Raw genomic sequence first — 19437 nt, 5'->3', positions numbered from 1 at the left:
ACGTTTCGCCTCCATCTGCACCCGATGATCGATATCACCCTCGAAAACTTCCAGACCGCGCTGATCGACGGTTCCATGACCACGCCGGTGCTGCTCGACATCTGGGCCGAATGGTGCGGACCGTGCAAACAGCTCGGGCCGGTGCTCGAGAAGCTGGAGACCGACTACGCCGGCCGCTTCACGCTGGCCAAGCTCGACGCCGACAAGGTGCCGCAGATCTCGGGCCAGCTCAGCGAGATGTTCGGCGTGCGCAGCATCCCCTTCTGCGTGATGTTCAAGGACGGCCAGCCGGTCGACGGCTTCGTCGGCGCGATCCCCGCCGCGCAGATCCGCGAGTTTCTCGACAAGCATGTGCCGGCCGCCGAAGAACTGGAAGCCGCCGCCGAGGAAGAAGCCGCGCAGGAAGCGCTGGCAGAGGGCGACACCGAAGGCGCGCTCGAGAAGCTGCAGCACGCCGTGGCCACCGACCCGGCCAACGACGACGCCCGCTTCGACTACGTCAAGCTGCTACTGCAACTGGGCCGCAGCGACGACGCCAAGGTCGCCTTCGCACCCATCATCGCCAAGGCACCGGCAGTGCGCCGCTTCGACGCGCTGCAGCGCTGGATGAACGCCATCGACGTCGCCGCGCCGCCCACCGGCACCGCACCGACGCTGGCCGATGCCGACGCCCGCATCGCCGCGGGCAAGCGCGACTTCGACGCGCGCTTCGCCCGCACACAGCTGTTGATGGCCGAGCAGCGCTGGACCGACGCGATGGACGAACTGCTCGAGATCCTGATGCGCGACAAGGCCTGGAGCGAAGAACTGGCGCGCAAGACCTACATCGCCATTCTGGAGATCATCGAGCCGCCCAAGCCCAAGGTGGCCGACGGCCAGATCCCGCCGGACGACCCGACCGTGGCGACCTACCGCCGCCGACTGAGCAGCGTCGTCCTGAGCTGAGTGTATCGCTGGAAATGTACGCATCGCGTACATTTCCAGCATGAACGCCGATCAGCAAACCTTTCTCCGTGACGCCATGCGGCGTCTCAACCTCACCCGCGAGGCCTTCTCGCAGCGCATCGGTGTCACCCGCCGCGCGCTCGACACCTGGCTGCTGCCGGAAGGATCGTCGGAAGCGCGGGGCATGCCGGAGATCGTCCAGCGCTTCGTCTCGGAGATCCTGCAGGCGGCGAGCGCGGCCGAGACAACGCAGAGCGTACAGCCCGATGCCTTACGCGACCGCATCCTGTTCGAGGGCCGGCCGCAGCTGCTGTCGGTCGACCAGTTCTCGCGCGATTCGGTCGAGGCGCTGTTCCGGGTCGCGGACATCATGCAGCCCATCGCGCGGCGCCAGAAGGTGTCGCGGGTGCTCGAAGGCGCGGTGCTCGGCAATCTCTTCTTCGAGGCCAGCACCCGCACCCGGGTGAGCTTCGGCGCCGCCTTCTGCCGGCTGGGCGGCTCGGTCTGCGACACGACAGGATTCACCTTCTCGTCGATGGCCAAGGGAGAGTCGATCTACGACACCAGCCGCGTCATGAGCGGCTACGTCGACGCGCTGGTGGTGCGGCATCCCGAGCAGGGCTCGGTGGCGGAATTCGCACGGGCCACGAACATCCCGGTGATCAACGGCGGCGACGGCGCGGGCGAGCACCCCAGCCAGGCGCTGCTCGACCTCTACACGATCCAGCGCGAGTTCTCGCGGCTCGGGCGCATCGTCGACGGCGCGCACATCGCCTTCGTCGGCGACCTGAAGTACGGCCGCACGGTGCACTCGCTGGTGAAGCTGCTGTCGCTCTACCGCGGGCTCAAGTTCACGCTGATCGCGCCCGCGGGGCTCGAACTGCCGGCGCACCTGGCCGACCGCATCTCGCGCAACGGCCACGTGGTGGTGCAGACCGCGTCGCTGGCCGAGGGCCTGACGGGCGCCGACGTGGTGTACGCCACGCGCATCCAGAAGGAGCGCTTCGAGCCCAAGGAACAGGAGCAGTTCGAGGGCTACACACCGGACTTCCAGATCCACCAGGCGCTGATCGATGCCCACTGCAGCCCGCGTACGCTGGTGATGCACCCGCTGCCGCGCGACAGCCGGCCCGGCGCCAACGACCTGAGCACCGACCTCAACCACGACCCGCGACTGGCCATCTTCCGCCAGACCGACAACGGCATCCCGGTGCGCATGGCGCTGTTCGCGGTGCTGCTTGGCGTGGAAGACCAGGTGCCGCGCTCGATGCGCGACGCCGGCTGGCGGCCGCCCGCGGCGATCGGCCCCGACGACGCGGCCTTCGACGCGCTCGAAGCCTGAGGAGTGAGGAGCCCTGTGCGGCATTACCATCGCGGCGCGGCGGGCGTCGCCGCGCGCATCGACACAGGACTGCCATGCCGTTCATCCGCCGACTTTCTTCACGCGTCGCCCTGCCGATCCTCGGCATCGCCCTGCTGGCCGGTTGCGGCACCAGCGTGAGCCTCGACGAACCGATCGAATCGCAAACCTGGCGGCTGGTCAGCGTGGGCACCCAGCCGGCCCAGCGCGATGCCGACCCGCGGCGTGATGCGCAGTTGCAGTTCGATGGGTCGCGCGTCAGCGGCTCGGGCGGCTGCAACCGCCTGTCTGGCCCCTACCAGCGCGCCGGGCACCGTCTGACCATCGGCCCGATGGCCGCCACGCGCATGGCCTGCATCGAACCCGAGCGCAGCGCCATGGAAACGAACTTCCTGATCGCGCTGCAGGCCACCACGGCCTACAGCCGCCTCGGCAGCCAGCTCTCGCTGCTGGACGACAGCGGGCGCACGCTGGCCGTGCTGGACAACCGCTGAGAACGTGTGAATGAACCTGCTGCGCACCCCGATCTCGCATCTGCGGCCCTCACCGCACGCGAGTGCGGCTCCGGTCCTCGACGCAAGCTCGGGGCGCTCGCGACGGTTCCTTCACACGTTCTGAGCCGGGAACGACTTCAGCCCGTCAGCCGCTCCAGCGCCTCGCGGTACTTGGCCGCGGTCTTCTCGATGATCTCGGCCGGCAGGCGCGGCGCGGGCGGCGTCTTGTCCCAGGGCTTGCCGTTGACCTTGGTGGCCTCGAGCCAGTCGCGCACGAACTGCTTGTCGTAGCTCGGCGGGTTGGTGCCGTTGCGCAGTGCTTCTTCGTAGCCTTCGACCGGCCAGTAGCGCGAGCTGTCGGGCGTGAGCACCTCGTCCATCAGCACCAGCGTGCCGGCCTCGTCCAGGCCGAACTCGAACTTGGTGTCGGCAATGATCATGCCCTTGGCCAACGCGATCTCGGCGGCGGCCTCGTAGATGGCGATGCTGGTCTCGCGGATCTTCTGCGCCAGCGCCGGGCCGACGACCTCGACCATGCGGTCGTAGCTGATGTTCTCGTCGTGCTCGCCGGCGGCGGCTTTGGCGGCAGGCGTGAAGATCGGTCGCGGCAGCTGGCTGGCGTTGGTCAGGCCCTCGGGCAGCGGCACGCCGCAAACCGCGCGTCCTTCCTGGTACTCCTTCCAGCCGCTGCCGGCGAGGTAGCCGCGCACCACCGCCTCGACCGGGATCGGCTTCAGGCGCTTGACCAGCATCGACCGATCCTTCACCTGCGGCACTTCGGCCTCGGTCACCACGCTTTCGGGCGCATCGCCGGTGAGGTGATTGGGGCAGAGGTGGCCGAGCCGGTCGAACCACCACAGCGCCATCTGCGTGAGGATCACGCCCTTGCCGGGAATCGGCTCGCCCATGATCACGTCGAAGGCCGAAAGCCGGTCGCTCGCGACCATCAGGATGCGGTCTTCGCCCACGGCGTAGTTGTCGCGCACCTTGCCACGCGCGAGCAGGGGCAGGCTTTGGATGGAGGAGGTGTGGACGGTGGTCATGGCGAAGACGTGAGAAAACGGAAGGGAAAGGCGGATTGTGCGCGCAGAAAAAAGCCACCGCGAGCGGTGGCTTCGGCAGACGGCAGAGGCTCAGCGCACTTGTTGCGCGAGCTCGCCCTTGGCGTACTTCGCCGCGACGACCTGCAGCGTGTCGCCCTTGATCTTCGCGCCCTGGCCTTCGCAGCCGAACTCGATGTAGCGCTGCTTGCAGACCAGCTTGGCGGCTTCGCGCGCCGGCTTGAGCCATTCGCGGGCATCGAACTTTTCCGGGTTCTCGAACATGAACTTGCGCACCGCGCCGGTCATGGCCAGGCGGATGTCGGTGTCGATGTTGATCTTGCGCACGCCATGCTTGATGGCCTCCTGGATTTCCTCGACGGGCACGCCGTAGGTTTCCTTGATCTGGCCGCCGTACTGGCGAATGATCGCCAGCAGGTCCTGCGGCACCGACGACGAACCGTGCATCACCAGGTGGGTGCTCGGAATGCGCTGGTGGATTTCCTTGATGCGGTCGATCGCCAGGATGTCGCCGGTGGGCTTGCGGGTGAACTTGAACGGGCCGTGGCTGGTGCCGATGGCGATGGCCAGCGCGTCGATCTGGGTGCGCTTGACGAAATCGGCGGCCTGCTCCGGGTCGGTCAGCAGCTGCTCGCGCGTCATGGTCGCGTCGGTGCCGTGGCCGTCTTCCTTGTCGCCCTTCATGGTCTCGAGCGAGCCGAGGCATCCCAGCTCGCCTTCGACGGTGACGCCCACGCGGTGCGCCAGCTGCGCCACCTTCTTCGTGACTTCGACGTTGTATTCGTAGCTGGCGATGGTCTTGCCGTCGGCTTCGAGCGAACCGTCCATCATCACGGACGAGAAGCCGAGGTCGATGGCACCCTGGCACACGTCCGGGTTCTGGCCATGGTCCTGGTGCATCACCAGCGGGATGTTCGGGTAGCTCTCGATCGCCGCCTGGATCAGGTGCTTGATGAAGCCCTCGCCCGCGTACTTGCGCGCGCCGGCGCTGGCCTGCAGGATCACCGGCGCGCCGGTTTCCTTGGCGGCTTCCATCACGGCCTGCACCTGTTCGAGGTTGTTGACGTTGAAAGCCGGAATGCCGTAGCCGTTGGCGGCTGCGTGGTCCAGCAGTTCGCGCATCGAGACGAGAGCCATGGGAAATACCTCGCGGGAATTAAAGATGGGAAATGAAGAAAAACTAGCTCAATTCTACCGAGGGGGCTTGTGGGACAGGTCCGACGGCAGGCCCACGAATTGCAGGATGGGCGGCACCACCGGCCCGCCGATCCAGCGGATCGGCGTGGCGACCGCACCGATCAGGGTGACATGGCTCAGGTTGTCGAAGGTCTGCACCTGCACGTCGATGCCCTCGGCGCGCAGCCGGCGGGCCATCTGGCCGGTGTTGCGCACGGGGTCGACCAGCGCGTCCTTCGTGGCGGCCAGCAGCAAGGTGCGCGGCGCGGCCGTCGAGACGTGGGCGATGGGCTGCGACGAACGCGGCGTGTTCGGCCAGTCGAAGGCACGCTGCGCAGCCGGGTCGCCCATCGGCAGGAAATCGTAGGGCCCGGCCAGCCCGATCCAGCCGGCCAGCTGCTTTGGGCTGGCGCCGACTTCGCCCAGCCAGCGCGGGTCGAGCGCCACCATGGCGGCGTTGTAGCCGCCCGAGCTGTGGCCCATGACATAGACCTGCTTCGGGTCCGCGCCGAGCCGGGCCGCATTGTCGAGCCCCCATTTCATCGCCAGAGCGCTGTCGCGGACGAAGGCCGGATAGGTCGCCTGCGGCGACAGGCGGTAGTCGGGAATGACCACGACGGCACCGCGCGCGGCCAGCGCTTCGCCCACGAAGCGGAAGCTCGCGCGCTCACCGGTGGTCCAGGTGCCGCCGTAGAAGAAGACGATGAGCGGGCGCTGCCCTTCGGGCGGGGCCGCCTCCGTCAACGGGCGGTAGACGTCGAGCTGTTGCCGGGGCTCGCGGCCGTAGGCGACGCCGGTCTCGGCGACATAGGTGTCGCGCGGCGTGAGCCGGTCGACAAGCTTGAGGGGGGAGCAGGCGGCCAGCAGCGATGTGGCGGCCACGGCGAACGTGACGCGGCGGCGCAGGAAGAGGGATCGGATCATGCCCCCCCTGTACGCATCGCCCCGCGCCTCGGTTTGCAGGACAGCGCCTGCATCCTCGGCCTCAGGTGGCGCGGCAGATCTTCAGCATGTTGGTGCCGCCCGGCGCGCCCATCGGCTCGCCGCAGGTGATGGCGTAGACATCGCCGCTCTGCACGATGCCGCGCTTTTTCAGGTGCGACTCGGCCTGCTCGAGGGCCGTGTCGCGGTCGGTGTGCGAATCCATCAACAGCGGGCGCACGTTGCGGTAGAGCGCCATCTTGCGCTGCGTCGACAGGCGCGAGGTGAGCGCGTAGACCGGGATGTGCGCCGAGTGCCGGCTCATCCACAGCGGCGTCGAGCCCGATTCGGTCAGCGCCACGATCGCCTTGGCGCCCAGGTGGTGAGCCGTGAAGAGCGCGCCCATCGCGATGGCCTGGTCGATGCGGGCGTAGGTGTGGCCGCTGAAGTCGGTGTCGCGGGCCGTGTCCTCGGCCTGCTCGGCGGCCTCGCAGATGCGGCTCATCTCCTGCACGGTCTCCAGCGGGTAGCGGCCGGAGGCGGTCTCGGCGCTCAACATCACCGCGTCGGTGCCGTCGAGCACGGCGTTGGCCACGTCGCTCACCTCGGCGCGCGTGGGCACGGGGTTGGTGATCATCGACTCCATCATCTGCGTGGCGGTGATGACCACGCGATCCATTTCGCGCGCCATGCGGATCATCTTCTTCTGCAGCGCCGGCACGGCCGCGTTGCCCACTTCCACCGCCAGGTCGCCGCGCGCGACCATGATGCCGTCGCTGGCACGCAGGATCGCTTCCAGGTTCGGGATCGCTTCGACCCGCTCGATCTTGGCGATCATCCCGGGCCGATGGCCGAACTCGGCCGCCGCCACGTTGCACAGCTGGCGCGCCATCTCCATGTCGGTCGCGTTCTTCGGAAAGCTCACCGCCACGTAGTCGGCCTGGAAGCTCATGGCGGTCTTGATGTCCTCCATGTCCTTGGCCGTCAGCGCCGGTGCCGTGAGGCCGCCGCCCTGCTTGTTGATGCCCTTGTTGTTCGACAACTCGCCGCCGAGCTTGACCGTGGTCATGACCAGGTCGCCCTTGACCGCGTCGACGACCAGCACGATCAGCCCGTCGTTCAGCAGCAGCTTGTCGCCCGCCTTGACGTCGCGCGGGAGGTCCTTGTAGTCGAGGCCGACGCCGTCGACGTCGCCGAGTTCGGTGCGCGAGGCATCGAGCACGAACTTGGCGCCCGGCTCGAGCCAGATCTTGCCCTGCGCGAACTTGCCCACGCGGATCTTCGGGCCCTGCAGGTCGGCCATGATGGCGACCTCGCGGCCGGCGCGGCGCGCGGCTTCGCGCACCAAGGTCGCGCGATCGATGTGGTCCTGCGCGGTGCCGTGGCTGAAGTTCAGCCGCACCACGCTGACCTTGTGGACGATCATCTGCTCGATCAGTTCGAGCGTGTTCGACGCGGGGCCGAGCGTCGCGACGATCTTGGTGGCATGGCGGGGAAGGCGGGTCGTATCCACTGTGTCTCCTGGGGGTGTCGGGGGCCGTGTGCCGGTGCGCAGCAGCGCTTTTGGCACAATTCTCACATGCGGAGATGAAAGTGCGCGATGCGATACGGCTGCAACAGACAACCGACGCTGCTTGATCTTCGTCATATCCCCTTCCGATGAATGCGTTACGGTGCGCTCCGTGCTCCGTCGTTCTTCCTCCTCCTGATTCGTCTTATGCAGACCCCGATCGAACCCGTTCCCGTCCCGCTGGCGCCCGATGCGCCGCTGCCGCATCGCAAGATCATCCGCTCCTGGCTGATCCCGATCTCGCAGCGCACCACCGTGCGCGCCTTCGTCCTGCTGGCCATCGACTACCTGCTGTTCGGCGCGCTCATCACGGGCACGGTGCTGCTGGAATCTGTGTGGCTCAAGCTGCTGGCCGCGCTACTGGCGGGCTTCGTCATCGGCCGGCTCTTCATCATCGGCCACGACGGCTGCCACCAGAGCCTCACACCGCACCGCCGCCTGAACAAGTGGCTGGGTCGCATCGCCTTCCTGCCCTCGCTCACCGCCTACAGCCTCTGGGACATGGGGCACAACGTGGTGCACCACGGCTTCACCAACCTCAAGGGCGTCGACTTCGTCTGGGCGCCGCTGACGCAGGCCGAGTACCGCGCGCTGTCGCCGGTGCGCCGCGCCCTGGAGCGCATCTACCGCAGCGGCTGGGGCCCGGGCCTGTACTACATGGTCGAGATCTGGTGGAAGAAGATGATGTTCCCGTCCCGGGCCACGATGGGCAACAGCTACCGCCCGATCTTCGCCAAGGACTGCGCCCTGGTGAGCGGCTTCGCCCTGCTGTGGATGGCCGCGCTCACGGCTGGCGCCCTGGCCACCGGCCAGTCGGTGCTGCTGGCGCTGCTGCTCGGTTTCGTGGTGCCGATGGCCTTCTGGTTCAACATGATGGGCTTCGTGATCTACGGCCACCACACACACGTCAAGGTGCAGTGGCACGACGAGAAGGCCGCCTGGCAGCGCGCACAGCCCTTCGTGTCGACCACCGTGCACCTGACCTTCCCGATGCAAATCGGCGCGCTCATCCACCACATCATGGAGCACACGGCGCACCACGTGGACATGAGCATCCCGCTCTACAAACTGAAGGAAGCCCAGAAGATGCTCGAGCACCTGCTGCCCGAACGCATCATCGTGCAGCGCTTCTCCTGGAAGTGGTATTTCTCCACTGCGCGCGCCTGCAAGCTCTATGACTTCTCGCGCCAGTGTTGGACCGACTTCCAGGGCCGCGCGACCAGCTCGATGCGCGCCGTGCCGGCCTGAGTCCGACGCGCTCGATCCTTCGGGCGCGCGCTGCGGCGCTTGCCCTAGTATCGGGCGATGAATTTCAGTGCTTCGAGGCCATGCTCCCCCTCACGATTCTGGCTGGCGTACGCACGCTGGGTCCTGAGCGGCCTGCTGCTTGCGGGCTACTGGGTGTCGGGCTGGCTCCGCCCGGACGCCGGCTGGGAAAACCACTGGATCGAGAATGTGCAGGTGGCGGTGCTGGTGGGCGGGCTGCTGTTCGCCGCCATCGCGTTCCGCCGCGCGCCGCCTGGCAGCGAGCTGCGCTGCTTGGCCTTGTTCACGCTGCCGATCTGGGCGCTGTGCGCAGCGCGTGAGCTCAGCTGGGGCGCCACCTTCCTGACCGCCGGCACGATGGGACACGACGGCCCGTCGTTCACCTCACGAGATCTCTGGTACCGCCCCGGCATCGCGCCCCTGGTGGTGGTGGCGCTGGCCTTCTCGGTGTACGTCTTCCTGCGCTACCGGCTGGACCGTCCCCTGTTCGACCTCGTGCGGCGGCGCCAGTTTCCCTGGTTCGAACTGGCCCTGTGCGTGGCGGCGGCCGTGCTCGCGGCTGCGGTGGAAGGCCACGTCGGCGGCCTCGCGCTGCCAGGCGTCGGCGCCGCCAAGGAAACGATGGAAGAGTGGTGGGAAACGCTGGTCTACCTGGGCCTGGCGACGGCGCAGATGCGGATCTTCACCACGCTGTCGGACGGTCAGGCGGCATCGACGGCCGTCGGCCGGCGTTAGCCCGCGGCGCGCTTGCTCAGGATCTCGAAGGCCGGCAGCGTCTTGCCCTCGAGGATCTCGAGGAAGGCGCCGCCACCGGTCGAGATGTAGCCCACGTCCTGCTCGATGCCGTACTTGGCGATGGCCGCCAGCGTGTCGCCGCCGCCGGCGATGGAGAAGGCCTTGCTCTCGGCGATGGCGCGGGCGATGGCTTCGGTGCCGTGCGAGAAGGCCTCGAACTCGAACACGCCGACCGGGCCGTTCCACACGATGGTGCCGGCCTCGCGCAGCTGCGCGGCCAGCATCTCGGCAGTTTTGGGGCCGATGTCGAGGATCAGGTCGTCTGCGTCGACGGCATCGGCTGCCTTGACGGTCGCCACGGCATCCGCCGCGAAGGTCTTGGCCGTGACCACGTCGACCGGGATCGGCACTGCCGCGCCGCGCGCGCGCATGGCGTCGATCACCGCCTTGGCCTGGTCGAGCAGATCGGGCTCGGCCAGCGACTTGCCGATCGACAGGCCCGAGGCCAGCATGAAGGTGTTGGCGATGCCGCCGCCCACGATGAGCTGGTCGACCTTCTCGGCCAGCGCCTTGAGGATGGTCAGCTTGGTGCTGACCTTGGAGCCGGCGACGATCGCCACCAGCGGCCGGGCGGGGTGCGCCAACGCCTTCGTGATGGCGTCGATCTCGGCGGCCAGCAGCGGGCCGGCCGAGGCGATCTTCGCGAACTGGGCGATGCCGTAGGTGGTGGCTTCGGCGCGGTGCGCGGTGCCGAAGGCGTCGTTCACATAGATGTCGCACAGCACGGCCATCTTCTTGGCGAGCGTCTCGTCGTTCTTCTTCTCGCCCTTGTTGACACGGCAGTTCTCGAGCAGCACGACCTGGCCGGGCGCCACGTCGACGCCGTCGACCCAGTTCGCCACCAGCGGCACCGGGCGGCCGAGCAACTCGGACAGGCGCTCGGCCACCGGTGCCAGCGAATCCTCCGGCTTGAAGGCGCCCTCGGTCGGGCGGCCGAGGTGGGACGTGACCATCACCGCCGCGCCAGCGTCGAGCGCGGCCTGGATGCAGGGCACCGAGGCGCGCACGCGGGTGTCTTCGGTGATGCGGCCCGCGTCGTCCTGCGGCACGTTGAGGTCGGCACGGATGAAAACGCGCTGGCCGGCAACCTTGCCTTGCGCACAGAGATCGGTGAAGCGGATGACGTTCATGGGAGGTGGGATGAAGATGAAAGGAAGAAGAAAGCTTTAACTATTGTAGTTTTTGCGCTTCCCGCCGCTACCAGCCGAGACCCAGGTGCAACGGCAGGTACACCGCCATGCCCACGAGCATCGTGCCCAGGACGCCGCGCCGCCAGAAATAGTAGGCCGCGCCCGCCAGGGCGCCGAAGATGCGCGCGTCCTGCCAGGTGGGCACGAGGTGGCCCTGCGTCATGACGATCTCCGGCACGATGACCGCGGCCAGCGCCGCGATCGGCGCGTAGTGCAGCGCGCGGTGCGCCCATTCGGGCAGGCCCCAGGGCCGGTCGAGGATGAAGAAGAAGCAGCGCGCCAGCACGGTCACGGCGGCCAGGCCGACGATGACAGCCAGGCTCCACAGGTCGGTCGTCCCGGTCATTCGTCCGCCTCCGCCGGGTCGCGCACGAACTGCTTCTCCAGCCAGAAGCACAGCAGCACGGCCACGCCGATGCCGGTCACGATGTTGAGCTTGAGCGGCAGCGCATAGGCCGCCACCGCCGTCGCACCGGCGATCAGCGCCGACAGGACGCGCAGGCGCGTGGTCGCCATCGAACACAGGATGCCCACCAGGCTCAGCACGCCGGCAAAGCCCAGGCCCCAGGCCTGCGGGATCAGGTTGGCCAGCGCGATGCCGACGGTGCTCATGCCCATCCACGAGCACCAGGTGATGAAGTAGCCGCCGGTCAGGTAGGCCTCCTGCGCCCGCTGCTCGTCGCGCGTGGTCGGTGGCGACGGGTAGCGCGTGGTGAAGGTCGCGTAGCTCAGGTCCGCCGTCAGGTAGCCGTGCACCATGCGGCGCCAGCGCGGCATGTGCATGAGGTAGGGCCGCAGATGCAGGCTGAACACCACGAAGCGCAGGTTGACGCAGAAGCCCGTGGCCAAAATGACCCAGGCCGGCGCGCCGGCCACCAGCAGCGGGATGGCCGCCAGCTGCGAACTGCCGGCATAGACCAGAAAGGTCATGGCCAGCGCCTCGATCACGCTCATGCCCGACTTGACCATGGCCACGCCGGTCATCAGGCCCCAGGCGCCGATGCCCAGTGCCATCGGTGCCATCTGGGTGACGCCTTCGCGGAAGGTCGGCCGGCGGCGGATGTCCGCGCTCAGGAACATCAGCCGAACACCTGGCCGGCCTTCACATCGAAGCCGTGCAGGAAGTCGGCCACGGGCAGGCGCTTGCCGCCGGGGCGTTGCAGTTCGGTGAAGCTGACGATGGAACCGTGTGCGGCGACCTCGATGCCGGCCGGCGACACGGCCAGCACGGTGCCCGGCACTTCGGCCACGGTGGCGCTGCGTGCGCGGGCCGCCCAGAACTTGATCGCGGCGCCGTCGAGCGTGCTGCTGGCACCGGGGAAGGGGTCGAAGGCGCGGACGCGGCGAACGATGGTGTCGGCGTGCTGCGTCCAGTCGACGGCCGCCTCATGCTTCTCGATCTTGTGCGCGTAGGTCACGCCGTCGGCCGGCTGCGGCACCGGCTGCAGCGTGCCGGCCGCGGCCCGATGCAGCGCATCGACGACGAGGCGACCGCCCATGGCAGCCAGCCGGTCGTGCAGTTGCGCTGTGCTGTCGTCGCCGATGTCGAGCGACTCGCGCAGCAGCATGGCGCCGGTGTCCAGGCCCGCATCCATCTGCATGATGGTCACGCCCGTCTCAGCATCGCCGGCCTCGATGGCACGGTGAATCGGCGCGGCGCCGCGCCAGCGCGGCAGCAGGCTCGCATGGATGTTGAGACAGCCCAGGCGCGGCAGGTCGAGCACCCACTGCGGCAGGATGAGGCCGTAGGCCGCGACGACCAGCACGTCGAGCGCAGCCGCCTGCAGCGTGTCGTGCGCGGCTTTCGCCTCGTCCGGGTACTTGCCGTCAAGCCGCAGGCTGCGCGGCTGAGCGATGGGCCAGCCGTGCTGCAGCGCGAACTGCTTGACCGGCGAGGCCTGCAGCTTCATGCCGCGGCCGGCCGGGCGGTCGGGCTGGCTCAGAACCAGGGCGATGTCGAAGCCGCCGGCGTGCAGCGCCTCGAGCGCGACGCGGGCGAACTCGGGCGTGCCCGCAAATCCGATCTTCAGGGTCAAGAAAGCCTCACCATCGGACGTCGTCGCGCATCAGGTCGTCGGCCGTGTGATAGCGCGCCACCGCCCCGGTCGGGTCGATGTAGATATGAAGCAGACGGCGCTCGTTCAAGGCCTTGAAGCGCCAGGTCCAGACCACGCCGTCGAAGGACGACACGCGAGTGATCTCGAAAGGCCGGCCATAGGTGCGCAGCACATCGGCCTCGCGCCATACGCCGGGGCGGATGGTGCGGTCGAACAGCGACGGGTCGAGTTCCTGTCGTACCGAGACGACCCGCCCGCCGGCATCGAGGTCGACGTTGTTCACCTCGGTGCCCATCGGCGCCCGCGAATACTGCAGGCGCTCGCCGCTGCCGAGCGGGTACACGGCGGTCGGCGTGCCCAGGCGCTGCAGTGCGTCGGCGCGCGTCGTCCCCAGCGGGAGACGGGTCGGCTCGCTGGCGCAGCCTGCCAGCAGCACACCCGCCAATGCCAGCGACAGCGTGCGCAGGCCGATCACCGCCCGGCGTCCCGCTGCTCTTCGCGCTGCAGCTTGAGCAGCTTGCTCTTGATGCGGTTGCGCTTGAGCGGCGACAGGTACTCGACGAACACCTTGCCCAGCAGGTGGTCGAGCTCGTGCTGGATGCAGACCGCCAGCAGGCCGTCGGCCTCGATCGTCTGCGGGTTGCCGTCGACATCGAGCGCCGTCACGCGCACGGCGGTGGAACGCTCCACGCCGTCGTAGATGCCTGGCACCGACAGGCAACCCTCTTCGTTGAGCACCTTCTCGTCGCTCGCCCAGACGATCTCGGGGTTGATCAGGACGATCGGCTCGTCGCGCTCTTCCGAGACGTCGATGACGACCAGGCGCTCGTGCACGTCGATCTGCGTCGCTGCCAGGCCGATGCCCTTGGCGTCGTACATGGTGTCGAGCATGTCGGCGACCAGCGCCTTGATGCGCGCGTCCACGCCCTGCACGGGCTTGGCCACCGTGTGCAGGCGCGGGTCGGGAAAGCTCAGGATGGTTCTTGTGGCCATGGAAATCAGACGGAAATTGTGGCTATTTTCGCCAATTCCGGGCAGCGGCGCCGCCGCTGGAAGCGATAAGCGTTGCCCATTCAAGGGCTTCAGCGCAAAATTCGTTGCAAATTGTGAGGATTCGTACGCCCGGCGCGGCGACTGCGTGACCACCGACCCAACCATGAACACATTCCGCATCCAACGCCGCCGGCCGGCCCTCCTCACCGCGTTGGCGACCGTCGCCGCGATCGGTTTCGGCAGTACGGCGCTGGCGCAGAACTATCCCGTAACGCCCCAGCAACGCGCCACCGCGCAGCAGACGGCCCAGACCGGCGTGCCCCTGAGCGAACTCGCGCCCAACGCCCCGGACGAATACACCATCAAGTCCGGCGACACGCTTTGGGCCGTCTCGCGCCTCTACCTGCGCAGCCCGTGGCGCTGGCCGGAACTCTGGGGCATGAACCTCACCGAGATCAGCAACCCGCACCGCATCTACCCTGGCCAGGTGCTGTACCTGGACAAGACCGGCGGCCGCGCCCGCCTGAGCACGCGCCGCGGGGGCATGGGCGGCGACCAGACGATCCGCCTGTCGCCCCGCACCCGCTACGAGTCGCTGTCGGGCATGGCGCTGCCCACGCTCAACCCGTCCCTGATCGAACCTTTCCTCAGCGAACCCATCGTGGTCGACGAAGGCACGCTGCTGGCCGCGCCGCGCATCGTGGCCGGGAACGACGGCCGCGTGCTGCTGGCCCGCGGCGACCGCGCCTACGCCCGCGGCGAGGCCAGTACGCCCCTGGTCGAAACGGCCGGCCCGATCAAGACCTTCCGCATCTTCCGCAACGCCACACCGCTGCAGGACCCGGGCACCGGTGAGATCCTGGGCTACGAGGCCCAGTACCTCGGCAAGGCGCAGCTGCAACGCGGCGAGTCGGTGCAACGCTCGATGGACGGGGGCAAGGAACTGACCACCGTCGTGCCCGCGACCATCGACATCGTGGCCGCCCGCGAAGAAATGCGCGCCGGCGACCGCCTCCTGCCCGAACCGGCCCGCCAGCTGTTGAGCTACACGCCGCATGCGCCGACCGCCACCTTCGACGGACGCATCGTCTCCGTCTACGGCAATGCGGTGCAGTTCGCGGCGCAAAACCAGGTGGTGGCCATCAACAAGGGCCTGCGCGACGGCATCGAAAACGGCCATGTGCTGGCCATCCTGAAGAACGGCGAGACCATCGTCGACAAGACCGGCGGCACCAAGGAAACGCTCAAGCTGCCGAACGAGCGCATCGGCCTGCTGATGGTGTTCCGCCCCTTCGACCGCGTGTCGTACGCGCTGGTGCTCGAGATCAGCGACACCCCAAAGGTCGGCGACCTGTTGGTCAACCCCTGACCTGACACCTCACCACTCGTCGGCGTGGACCGCGAAGAACTCGCTGGCTGGCTGCGACTCACGCTGAGTCCGGGCATCGGCGACACCACCGCACGCCGCTTGCTGACCGCCTTCGGGCTGCCGCAGGACATCTTCCGCCAATCGCCCGCATCACTGGGCGAGCTCGTGACGCCGGCCCAGCTCGGCGCATTGCGACAGCCACCGGAAGGCTTGGACGAACAGGTCGACCAGACGCTGCGCTGGCTGCAGGACGGCGAGCCCGATGGCGCCGTTCGACGCGTGCTCACGCTGGGCGACGCCGGCTACCCCGCATCGCTGCTCGAAACTGCGGATCCGCCGGTGATGCTGTACCTGCTCGGCGCCGCGGACTTCGACCTCACCCAGCTCGGCCGGAGCCTGGCCATCGTCGGCAGCCGCAACCCGACGCCGCAGGGCGAGGCGAATGCGAAGGCCTTCGCGCACGCCTTCGTCGAGGCTGGCATTCCGGTCGTCTCGGGCCTGGCGCTGGGCATCGACGGCGCGGCGCATCAGGGCGCACTCGACGGTGCCGCCCTCACGCCGGGCCGGCTGGCCACCGTGGCGGTGGTCGGCACCGGGCTCGATCGGGTCTACCCGGCACGGCATCGCGCGCTGGCGCACCGCATCACGGCACATGGCCTGATCGTCAGCGAATTCGCGCTCGGCACGCCGCCGCTGAACCAGAACTTCCCACGGCGCAACCGCATCATCTCGGGCCTGACCCGCGGCACGCTGGTGGTCGAGGCAGCGCTGGCCTCGGGCTCGCTCATCACCGCCCGCATGGCGTCCGAGCAGGGCCGCGAGGTGTTCGCGATTCCAGGCTCCATCCACTCGCCGCAGTCGCGCGGCTGCCATGCGCTGATCCGCCAGGGCGCGAAGCTGGTCGAGTCGGTGCACGACGTGCTGGAAGAGCTTCCGCCCGAATCGCCGGTCGCGGCGCCCCCCGGAGGCGACGAGGGCGGTGGGGTCACCGCGCCGCCCGGGACGGCGGCCGTGCTCGCGTCGATCGGCTTCGACCCGGTCGGCCTCGACGAACTGGTGGCGCGCACCGGCGAGAGCATGGCGCGACTGCAGGCGCTGCTGCTCGAACTCGAGCTGGCTGACCAAGTGGCCCGCCTGCCCGGCGGACTGTTTCAACGCCAGTCGCGCGGCTGACGCACGGTCGGTGCCTCGGCGTTGCGCATCATCCGCGCAACAGCATGGGTGCTGCGCCGTCGCTGGGCTATATTGAGCCCATGTTTGAAGTGCTCGTGTTCGTCTACGAAAACTACTGGCGCGGCGACGCGTGTCCCGAACCCGAGCAACTCAGCCGCAAGCTCAGTGCGCACGGCTTCGACGCCGACGAGATCCGTGCCGCCTTGCAATGGCTCGACGAACTCAGCGCAGTGACGCAGGGCCTGCCGCTGGAGCGCGGCATCGATGCCTCCGAGGTGACGATCGGGCGTCGCACCGTTGCCGACGACGTGCGCGCCCCGTCGGACGGCGCCATGCGCATCTACTCCGCCGCCGAGCAGGACCAGCTCGGCGCCGAGTGCCTGGGCTTCATCCATTTTCTGGAGGCGGCGGGCGTGCTCTCCGGCGCGTTGCGCGAAATCGTGATCGAACGCGCGATGGCCACGCGGGAGCAGCCCGTGGCCCTCGACGAGCTCAAGATCATCGTGTTGATGGTGCACTGGAGCAGCGGCATCGAGCCCGATGCGCTGGTGCTCGACGAACTCTGCGACGGGCGCGAAGGCCGCATCGCGCACTGAAGGCTGCCGGCCCGGCCGGCGCCGCTCAATCCAGCAAGCGCTCGGGGTTGGCGTCGAGCTTGGCCAGCGCCTCGCGCGTGGCGCGCACCGTGAGCGTCTCTTCTTCCGCCGGCACCAAGAGGCCCGCCTGCAGGTAGGACGCCAGGCGACCGGCCTGGATCAGGAAGCTGCGACCGTCGGCCGAGGCGAACAGATGCAGCTGCTTGCGCGTGCTGCGCCAGACGAACTGCACCTGGCTGGCCCGGTTGTTGTGGTCGAGCATGAACCAGTTGCCGACCTGCAGTTCGTGCGCCCACGCCAGCATGTCTTCTTCGACCTTGACGCCCGTGTCGGGCACCACCTCGATCGACGCGGCATCGACGCCCAGCAGCAGTTCGATGCTGGCGGCATCGAGCGGCAGGTCGCTGGTGCCCTCGTCGCTGACGAAGTCCTCGAGGTTGGCCAGGCGCACCGCCATCGCTTCGATCTTGGCCTGGGGAATCGCCTCGGTTTTGGACATGAAGGCGTCCGACAGGGTGGCACCGATCGTCTTGATGTGCGCCTCCTGCGGATCGCCGACGATGCCCAGCAGCGCCATGCCGGCGCGCAGCCGTTGCAACAGCTTGGGCAGGTCCTGGATCACGCGGGTGCGGTCGTTGCGGTTGGGCTTGGCGCTGGCGGCCCACACCAGCTCGGACGCGGCACGCTTGAGCGTGACGGTCTGGTCGTCCTGCGCGCCGTACTTGAGTGCGGCGATGGCCAGCACCTCGGCCCACACCTTGAACAGGAATTCGCGGATCTCCTCGCGCACCGGCATGTCGTTGAGCATCTTGCGCAACTCGATGGTGTACTGGATCGCCATCGTCTCCTTCTGCTCGACCTGCTGCGCCACGCTCATCACGCGCTGCGTGGTGTCGCTCTGCGTCAGGTACTTGTTGAGGAAGGCGACGAATTCGTCGAACACCAGCTTGAAGACGCGCTGGCCGGTTTCGGGGTACTGCTCGATGACCTGCACCACGCGCCGGATCTCGCCCTCGAGCGCGCTGCCCGAAATGGCGGCGGCGTCGAAGCCCATCACGACCGAGCCCATGCGGTCGATCAGCATGCGCGCGGGATGCTGCAGCGTGCCGAAGAACTCCGGCTCGGCGATCGCCACCCGCAGCACCGGCATCTGCAGGCGCGCGAACCAGACGCGCGCAGAGAAGGGAATGCGCTCCTCGGCCAGGATGGCCTGGAACATCAGCGCCACGATCTCGACCGTGGCCTTGTCGGCAGTGGTCGGCGCACGGCGTTTGAGCTCGGTGCTGCGGCGACGCAGGTCGGCGGCGCTGTTCTGCAGGGCGGTGGCGTCGTTGCCCACCACGTACTGCGACGAGACCGCCTGGAAGGCGGCGCCGGCGTCTGCGATGGCCGCGGCGAAGGCTTGCGGCACCATCACGCCGCCACCGGCCATGGCGCTCTGACCGCCCGCCCCGCGCTGCTGCGAGAAATCGCCGCCGATGCGGGCCGTGACGAAGCGCTTGAGGTTCATCAGCACGCCCTGCGCGCGCTGACGCGCCATGAGCAACGGCGTGCCGCCGGTAGGACCCATCACGGGGCCGGGCGACATTCCGACCGCGCCCGGCCCGCGGCCGTGCATCCCACCGCCCTGGCCCATGCCCGGTGCGAAGTGCTGCGTGCCGGTCGCGACCTGGCCATGCTGGAAGACCCCGCCGTTCCCGCCACCGCCACCGCCACCGCCCAGCGGCATGGCGCCGGAGCTGGACCCGCCCGTGCGCTTCACGAAGCTCTTGAGATCGATCTCGGGCATGACGCCCTTGTCGATCAGGTAGGCGTTGGCCGCCTTGTAGGCATCGGCGGCGGCCTCGACGATCCGGCGTTCGATCACATCCTGTACGCGGGTCCAGAGCAGGCGTGTCAGTCCGACGGCCAGCCACTGTTCGACCAGCACCTTCGCGAGGGCCTCGGGCCGGAGCACGTCCTTGCTGTCGAGCTCGACGCCGTCTTCCAGGTACTGCACGCGCAGACGCAGGTCGTTGATCTCGAAATTCGCCTTGCCCTGGATGGCCTGCGCCAGCCGGGACGACAGGATGGTGGTTTCGACGACGTCGTCGCCCATCAGCTCCAGCCGGAGCGAATTGGCGTTGCCGCTGGCGACCGCCACGCCCAGCGTCTTGCGCCAGGCCACCTGCGACGCCGTCACCCAGCGCGCGCCCTGACCCTGGAAGGCCAGGAAATCGTCGCGCCAGTTCTGCATGTCACGGGCACTGCCCATCGCATTGGCCGACGCCGTGAGCCGCTCGCGGATCGCCTGCTCTGTCGGCTCGATCGCCGCCACGGTGGCGGTGACGAAGCGCTCGCGCGTTTCGCGCGCGATTTGCAGGGAGATGGCGTGAGGCCGCGCAGTGCTCATGAAAAGTCAGGATTGCAAGTAAACGTCATGGAACCCTGCGAGCTTGCCCGGGTCTGACGCGCTGCACAAGTGCGCACCA

At 68.3% G+C, this 19437-nt stretch carries 19 protein-coding genes; 8 read left to right on the top strand and 11 right to left on the bottom strand.

Annotated elements, in window-relative coordinates:
• Positions 1–24: 24 nt before the first annotated feature.
• From ACSFA0_RS02975 to ACSFA0_RS02965, 3 genes are all read left to right on the top strand, one after another.
• Positions 25–945 (top strand): tetratricopeptide repeat protein, encoded by a 921-nt coding sequence (locus ACSFA0_RS02975; protein ID WP_435448752.1) that lies wholly within the window; start codon positions 25–27, stop codon positions 943–945.
• Between the two features lie 40 nt (positions 946–985).
• Complete coding sequence (locus tag ACSFA0_RS02970) at positions 986–2287, top strand: aspartate carbamoyltransferase (protein WP_435448751.1); 1302 nt, start codon at positions 986–988, stop codon at positions 2285–2287.
• A 74-nt stretch (positions 2288–2361) separates the two neighbouring features.
• Positions 2362–2799: an META domain-containing protein gene (locus ACSFA0_RS02965; protein ID WP_435448750.1), complete on the top strand. Its 438-nt coding sequence runs from the start codon at positions 2362–2364 to the stop codon at positions 2797–2799.
• 137 nt (positions 2800–2936) lie between these two features.
• On the opposite strand, the gene ACSFA0_RS02960 is transcribed toward ACSFA0_RS02965, so the two are convergent.
• From ACSFA0_RS02960 to pyk, 4 genes are all read right to left on the bottom strand, one after another.
• Positions 2937–3842 carry a phosphoribosylaminoimidazolesuccinocarboxamide synthase gene (locus ACSFA0_RS02960; RefSeq protein ID WP_435448749.1) on the bottom strand — a complete coding sequence of 302 codons (906 nt, stop codon included), beginning with the start codon at positions 3840–3842 and terminating at the stop codon, positions 2937–2939.
• Between the two features lie 90 nt (positions 3843–3932).
• Positions 3933–4997, bottom strand: coding sequence for a class II fructose-bisphosphate aldolase (gene fba / locus ACSFA0_RS02955; protein WP_435448748.1), 1065 nt, complete (start codon positions 4995–4997; stop codon positions 3933–3935).
• A gap of 54 nt (positions 4998–5051) precedes the next feature.
• The gene (locus ACSFA0_RS02950) at positions 5052–5960 is read right to left on the bottom strand and encodes an alpha/beta hydrolase (RefSeq protein WP_435448747.1); all 909 of its coding nucleotides are present in this window, start codon (positions 5958–5960) and stop codon (positions 5052–5054) included.
• 61 nt (positions 5961–6021) lie between these two features.
• Positions 6022–7470 (bottom strand): pyruvate kinase, encoded by a 1449-nt coding sequence (pyk, locus tag ACSFA0_RS02945; protein ID WP_435448746.1) that lies wholly within the window; start codon positions 7468–7470, stop codon positions 6022–6024.
• Positions 7471–7674: 204 nt separating this feature from the next.
• Here pyk and ACSFA0_RS02940 point away from each other — a divergent pair, with 204 nt between their 5' ends.
• Both ACSFA0_RS02940 and ACSFA0_RS02935 read left to right on the top strand, forming a co-directional pair.
• Positions 7675–8775 (top strand): fatty acid desaturase, encoded by a 1101-nt coding sequence (locus tag ACSFA0_RS02940; protein WP_435448745.1) that lies wholly within the window; start codon positions 7675–7677, stop codon positions 8773–8775.
• 57 nt (positions 8776–8832) lie between these two features.
• The gene (locus tag ACSFA0_RS02935; protein WP_435448744.1) at positions 8833–9528 is read left to right on the top strand and encodes a hypothetical protein; all 696 of its coding nucleotides are present in this window, start codon (positions 8833–8835) and stop codon (positions 9526–9528) included.
• Here ACSFA0_RS02935 and ACSFA0_RS02930 read toward each other — a convergent pair.
• From ACSFA0_RS02930 to def, 6 genes are all read right to left on the bottom strand, one after another.
• Positions 9525–10718 (bottom strand): phosphoglycerate kinase, encoded by a 1194-nt coding sequence (locus ACSFA0_RS02930; protein WP_435448743.1) that lies wholly within the window; start codon positions 10716–10718, stop codon positions 9525–9527. The two genes, ACSFA0_RS02935 and ACSFA0_RS02930, sit on opposite strands and share 4 nt — an antisense overlap.
• A gap of 67 nt (positions 10719–10785) precedes the next feature.
• On the bottom strand, positions 10786–11124 hold the full coding sequence (locus ACSFA0_RS02925) for an AzlD domain-containing protein (RefSeq protein ID WP_435448742.1): 339 nt from the start codon (positions 11122–11124) through the stop codon (positions 10786–10788).
• Positions 11121–11858: an AzlC family ABC transporter permease gene (locus ACSFA0_RS02920; RefSeq protein ID WP_435448741.1), complete on the bottom strand. Its 738-nt coding sequence runs from the start codon at positions 11856–11858 to the stop codon at positions 11121–11123. Before ACSFA0_RS02920 ends, ACSFA0_RS02925 begins: the two co-directional genes overlap by 4 nt.
• Positions 11858–12808, bottom strand: coding sequence for a methionyl-tRNA formyltransferase (gene fmt / locus ACSFA0_RS02915; RefSeq protein ID WP_435450880.1), 951 nt, complete (start codon positions 12806–12808; stop codon positions 11858–11860). Before fmt ends, ACSFA0_RS02920 begins: the two co-directional genes overlap by 1 nt.
• Positions 12809–12821: 13 nt before the next feature.
• On the bottom strand, positions 12822–13310 hold the full coding sequence (locus tag ACSFA0_RS02910) for a hypothetical protein (protein ID WP_435448740.1): 489 nt from the start codon (positions 13308–13310) through the stop codon (positions 12822–12824).
• Entirely contained in the window at positions 13307–13828 is a 522-nt protein-coding gene (gene def / locus ACSFA0_RS02905) for a peptide deformylase (RefSeq protein ID WP_435448739.1), read from the bottom strand. The genes ACSFA0_RS02910 and def overlap by 4 nt, the downstream gene beginning before the upstream one ends.
• Before the next feature lie 163 nt (positions 13829–13991).
• Here def and ACSFA0_RS02900 point away from each other — a divergent pair, with 163 nt between their 5' ends.
• The 3 genes from ACSFA0_RS02900 to ACSFA0_RS02890 all read left to right on the top strand — a co-directional run bounded on the left by ACSFA0_RS02900 (position 13992) and on the right by ACSFA0_RS02890 (position 16966).
• The gene (locus tag ACSFA0_RS02900; RefSeq protein WP_435448738.1) at positions 13992–15197 is read left to right on the top strand and encodes a LysM peptidoglycan-binding domain-containing protein; all 1206 of its coding nucleotides are present in this window, start codon (positions 13992–13994) and stop codon (positions 15195–15197) included.
• A 24-nt stretch (positions 15198–15221) separates the two neighbouring features.
• Positions 15222–16370 carry a DNA-processing protein DprA gene (gene dprA, locus ACSFA0_RS02895; protein WP_435448737.1) on the top strand — a complete coding sequence of 383 codons (1149 nt, stop codon included), beginning with the start codon at positions 15222–15224 and terminating at the stop codon, positions 16368–16370.
• Positions 16371–16450: 80 nt separating this feature from the next.
• The gene (locus ACSFA0_RS02890; RefSeq protein WP_435448736.1) at positions 16451–16966 is read left to right on the top strand and encodes a Smg family protein; all 516 of its coding nucleotides are present in this window, start codon (positions 16451–16453) and stop codon (positions 16964–16966) included.
• Between the two features lie 25 nt (positions 16967–16991).
• Here the strand turns inward: ACSFA0_RS02890 and ACSFA0_RS02885 are convergent, their stop codons facing one another.
• Complete coding sequence (locus ACSFA0_RS02885; RefSeq protein WP_435448735.1) at positions 16992–19358, bottom strand: DUF1631 family protein; 2367 nt, start codon at positions 19356–19358, stop codon at positions 16992–16994.
• Between the last annotated feature and the right edge of the window lie 79 nt (positions 19359–19437).

It is taken from the genome of Variovorax restrictus (assembly GCF_051216715.1).
Taxonomy (GTDB): domain Bacteria; phylum Pseudomonadota; class Gammaproteobacteria; order Burkholderiales; family Burkholderiaceae_C; genus Variovorax.
Note: the sequence above shows the minus strand (reverse complement) of the source record. Positions and strands in the feature narration are given on the sequence as shown.

Coding starts and splice junctions, on each gene's coding strand:
- ACSFA0_RS02975 (WP_435448752.1), top strand. CDS start 25: ATGATCGATATCACCCTCGAAAACTTCCAGACCGCGCTGATCGACGGT.
- ACSFA0_RS02970 (WP_435448751.1), top strand. CDS start 986: ATGAACGCCGATCAGCAAACCTTTCTCCGTGACGCCATGCGGCGTCTC.
- ACSFA0_RS02965 (WP_435448750.1), top strand. CDS start 2,362: ATGCCGTTCATCCGCCGACTTTCTTCACGCGTCGCCCTGCCGATCCTC.
- ACSFA0_RS02960 (WP_435448749.1), bottom strand. CDS start 3,842: ATGACCACCGTCCACACCTCCTCCATCCAAAGCCTGCCCCTGCTCGCG.
- fba (WP_435448748.1), bottom strand. CDS start 4,997: ATGGCTCTCGTCTCGATGCGCGAACTGCTGGACCACGCAGCCGCCAAC.
- ACSFA0_RS02950 (WP_435448747.1), bottom strand. CDS start 5,960: ATGATCCGATCCCTCTTCCTGCGCCGCCGCGTCACGTTCGCCGTGGCC.
- ACSFA0_RS02940 (WP_435448745.1), top strand. CDS start 7,675: ATGCAGACCCCGATCGAACCCGTTCCCGTCCCGCTGGCGCCCGATGCG.
- ACSFA0_RS02935 (WP_435448744.1), top strand. CDS start 8,833: ATGAATTTCAGTGCTTCGAGGCCATGCTCCCCCTCACGATTCTGGCTG.
- ACSFA0_RS02930 (WP_435448743.1), bottom strand. CDS start 10,718: ATGAACGTCATCCGCTTCACCGATCTCTGTGCGCAAGGCAAGGTTGCC.
- ACSFA0_RS02925 (WP_435448742.1), bottom strand. CDS start 11,124: ATGACCGGGACGACCGACCTGTGGAGCCTGGCTGTCATCGTCGGCCTG.
- ACSFA0_RS02920 (WP_435448741.1), bottom strand. CDS start 11,858: ATGTTCCTGAGCGCGGACATCCGCCGCCGGCCGACCTTCCGCGAAGGC.
- def (WP_435448739.1), bottom strand. CDS start 13,828: ATGGCCACAAGAACCATCCTGAGCTTTCCCGACCCGCGCCTGCACACG.
- ACSFA0_RS02900 (WP_435448738.1), top strand. CDS start 13,992: ATGAACACATTCCGCATCCAACGCCGCCGGCCGGCCCTCCTCACCGCG.
- ACSFA0_RS02890 (WP_435448736.1), top strand. CDS start 16,451: ATGTTTGAAGTGCTCGTGTTCGTCTACGAAAACTACTGGCGCGGCGAC.
- ACSFA0_RS02885 (WP_435448735.1), bottom strand. CDS start 19,358: ATGAGCACTGCGCGGCCTCACGCCATCTCCCTGCAAATCGCGCGCGAA.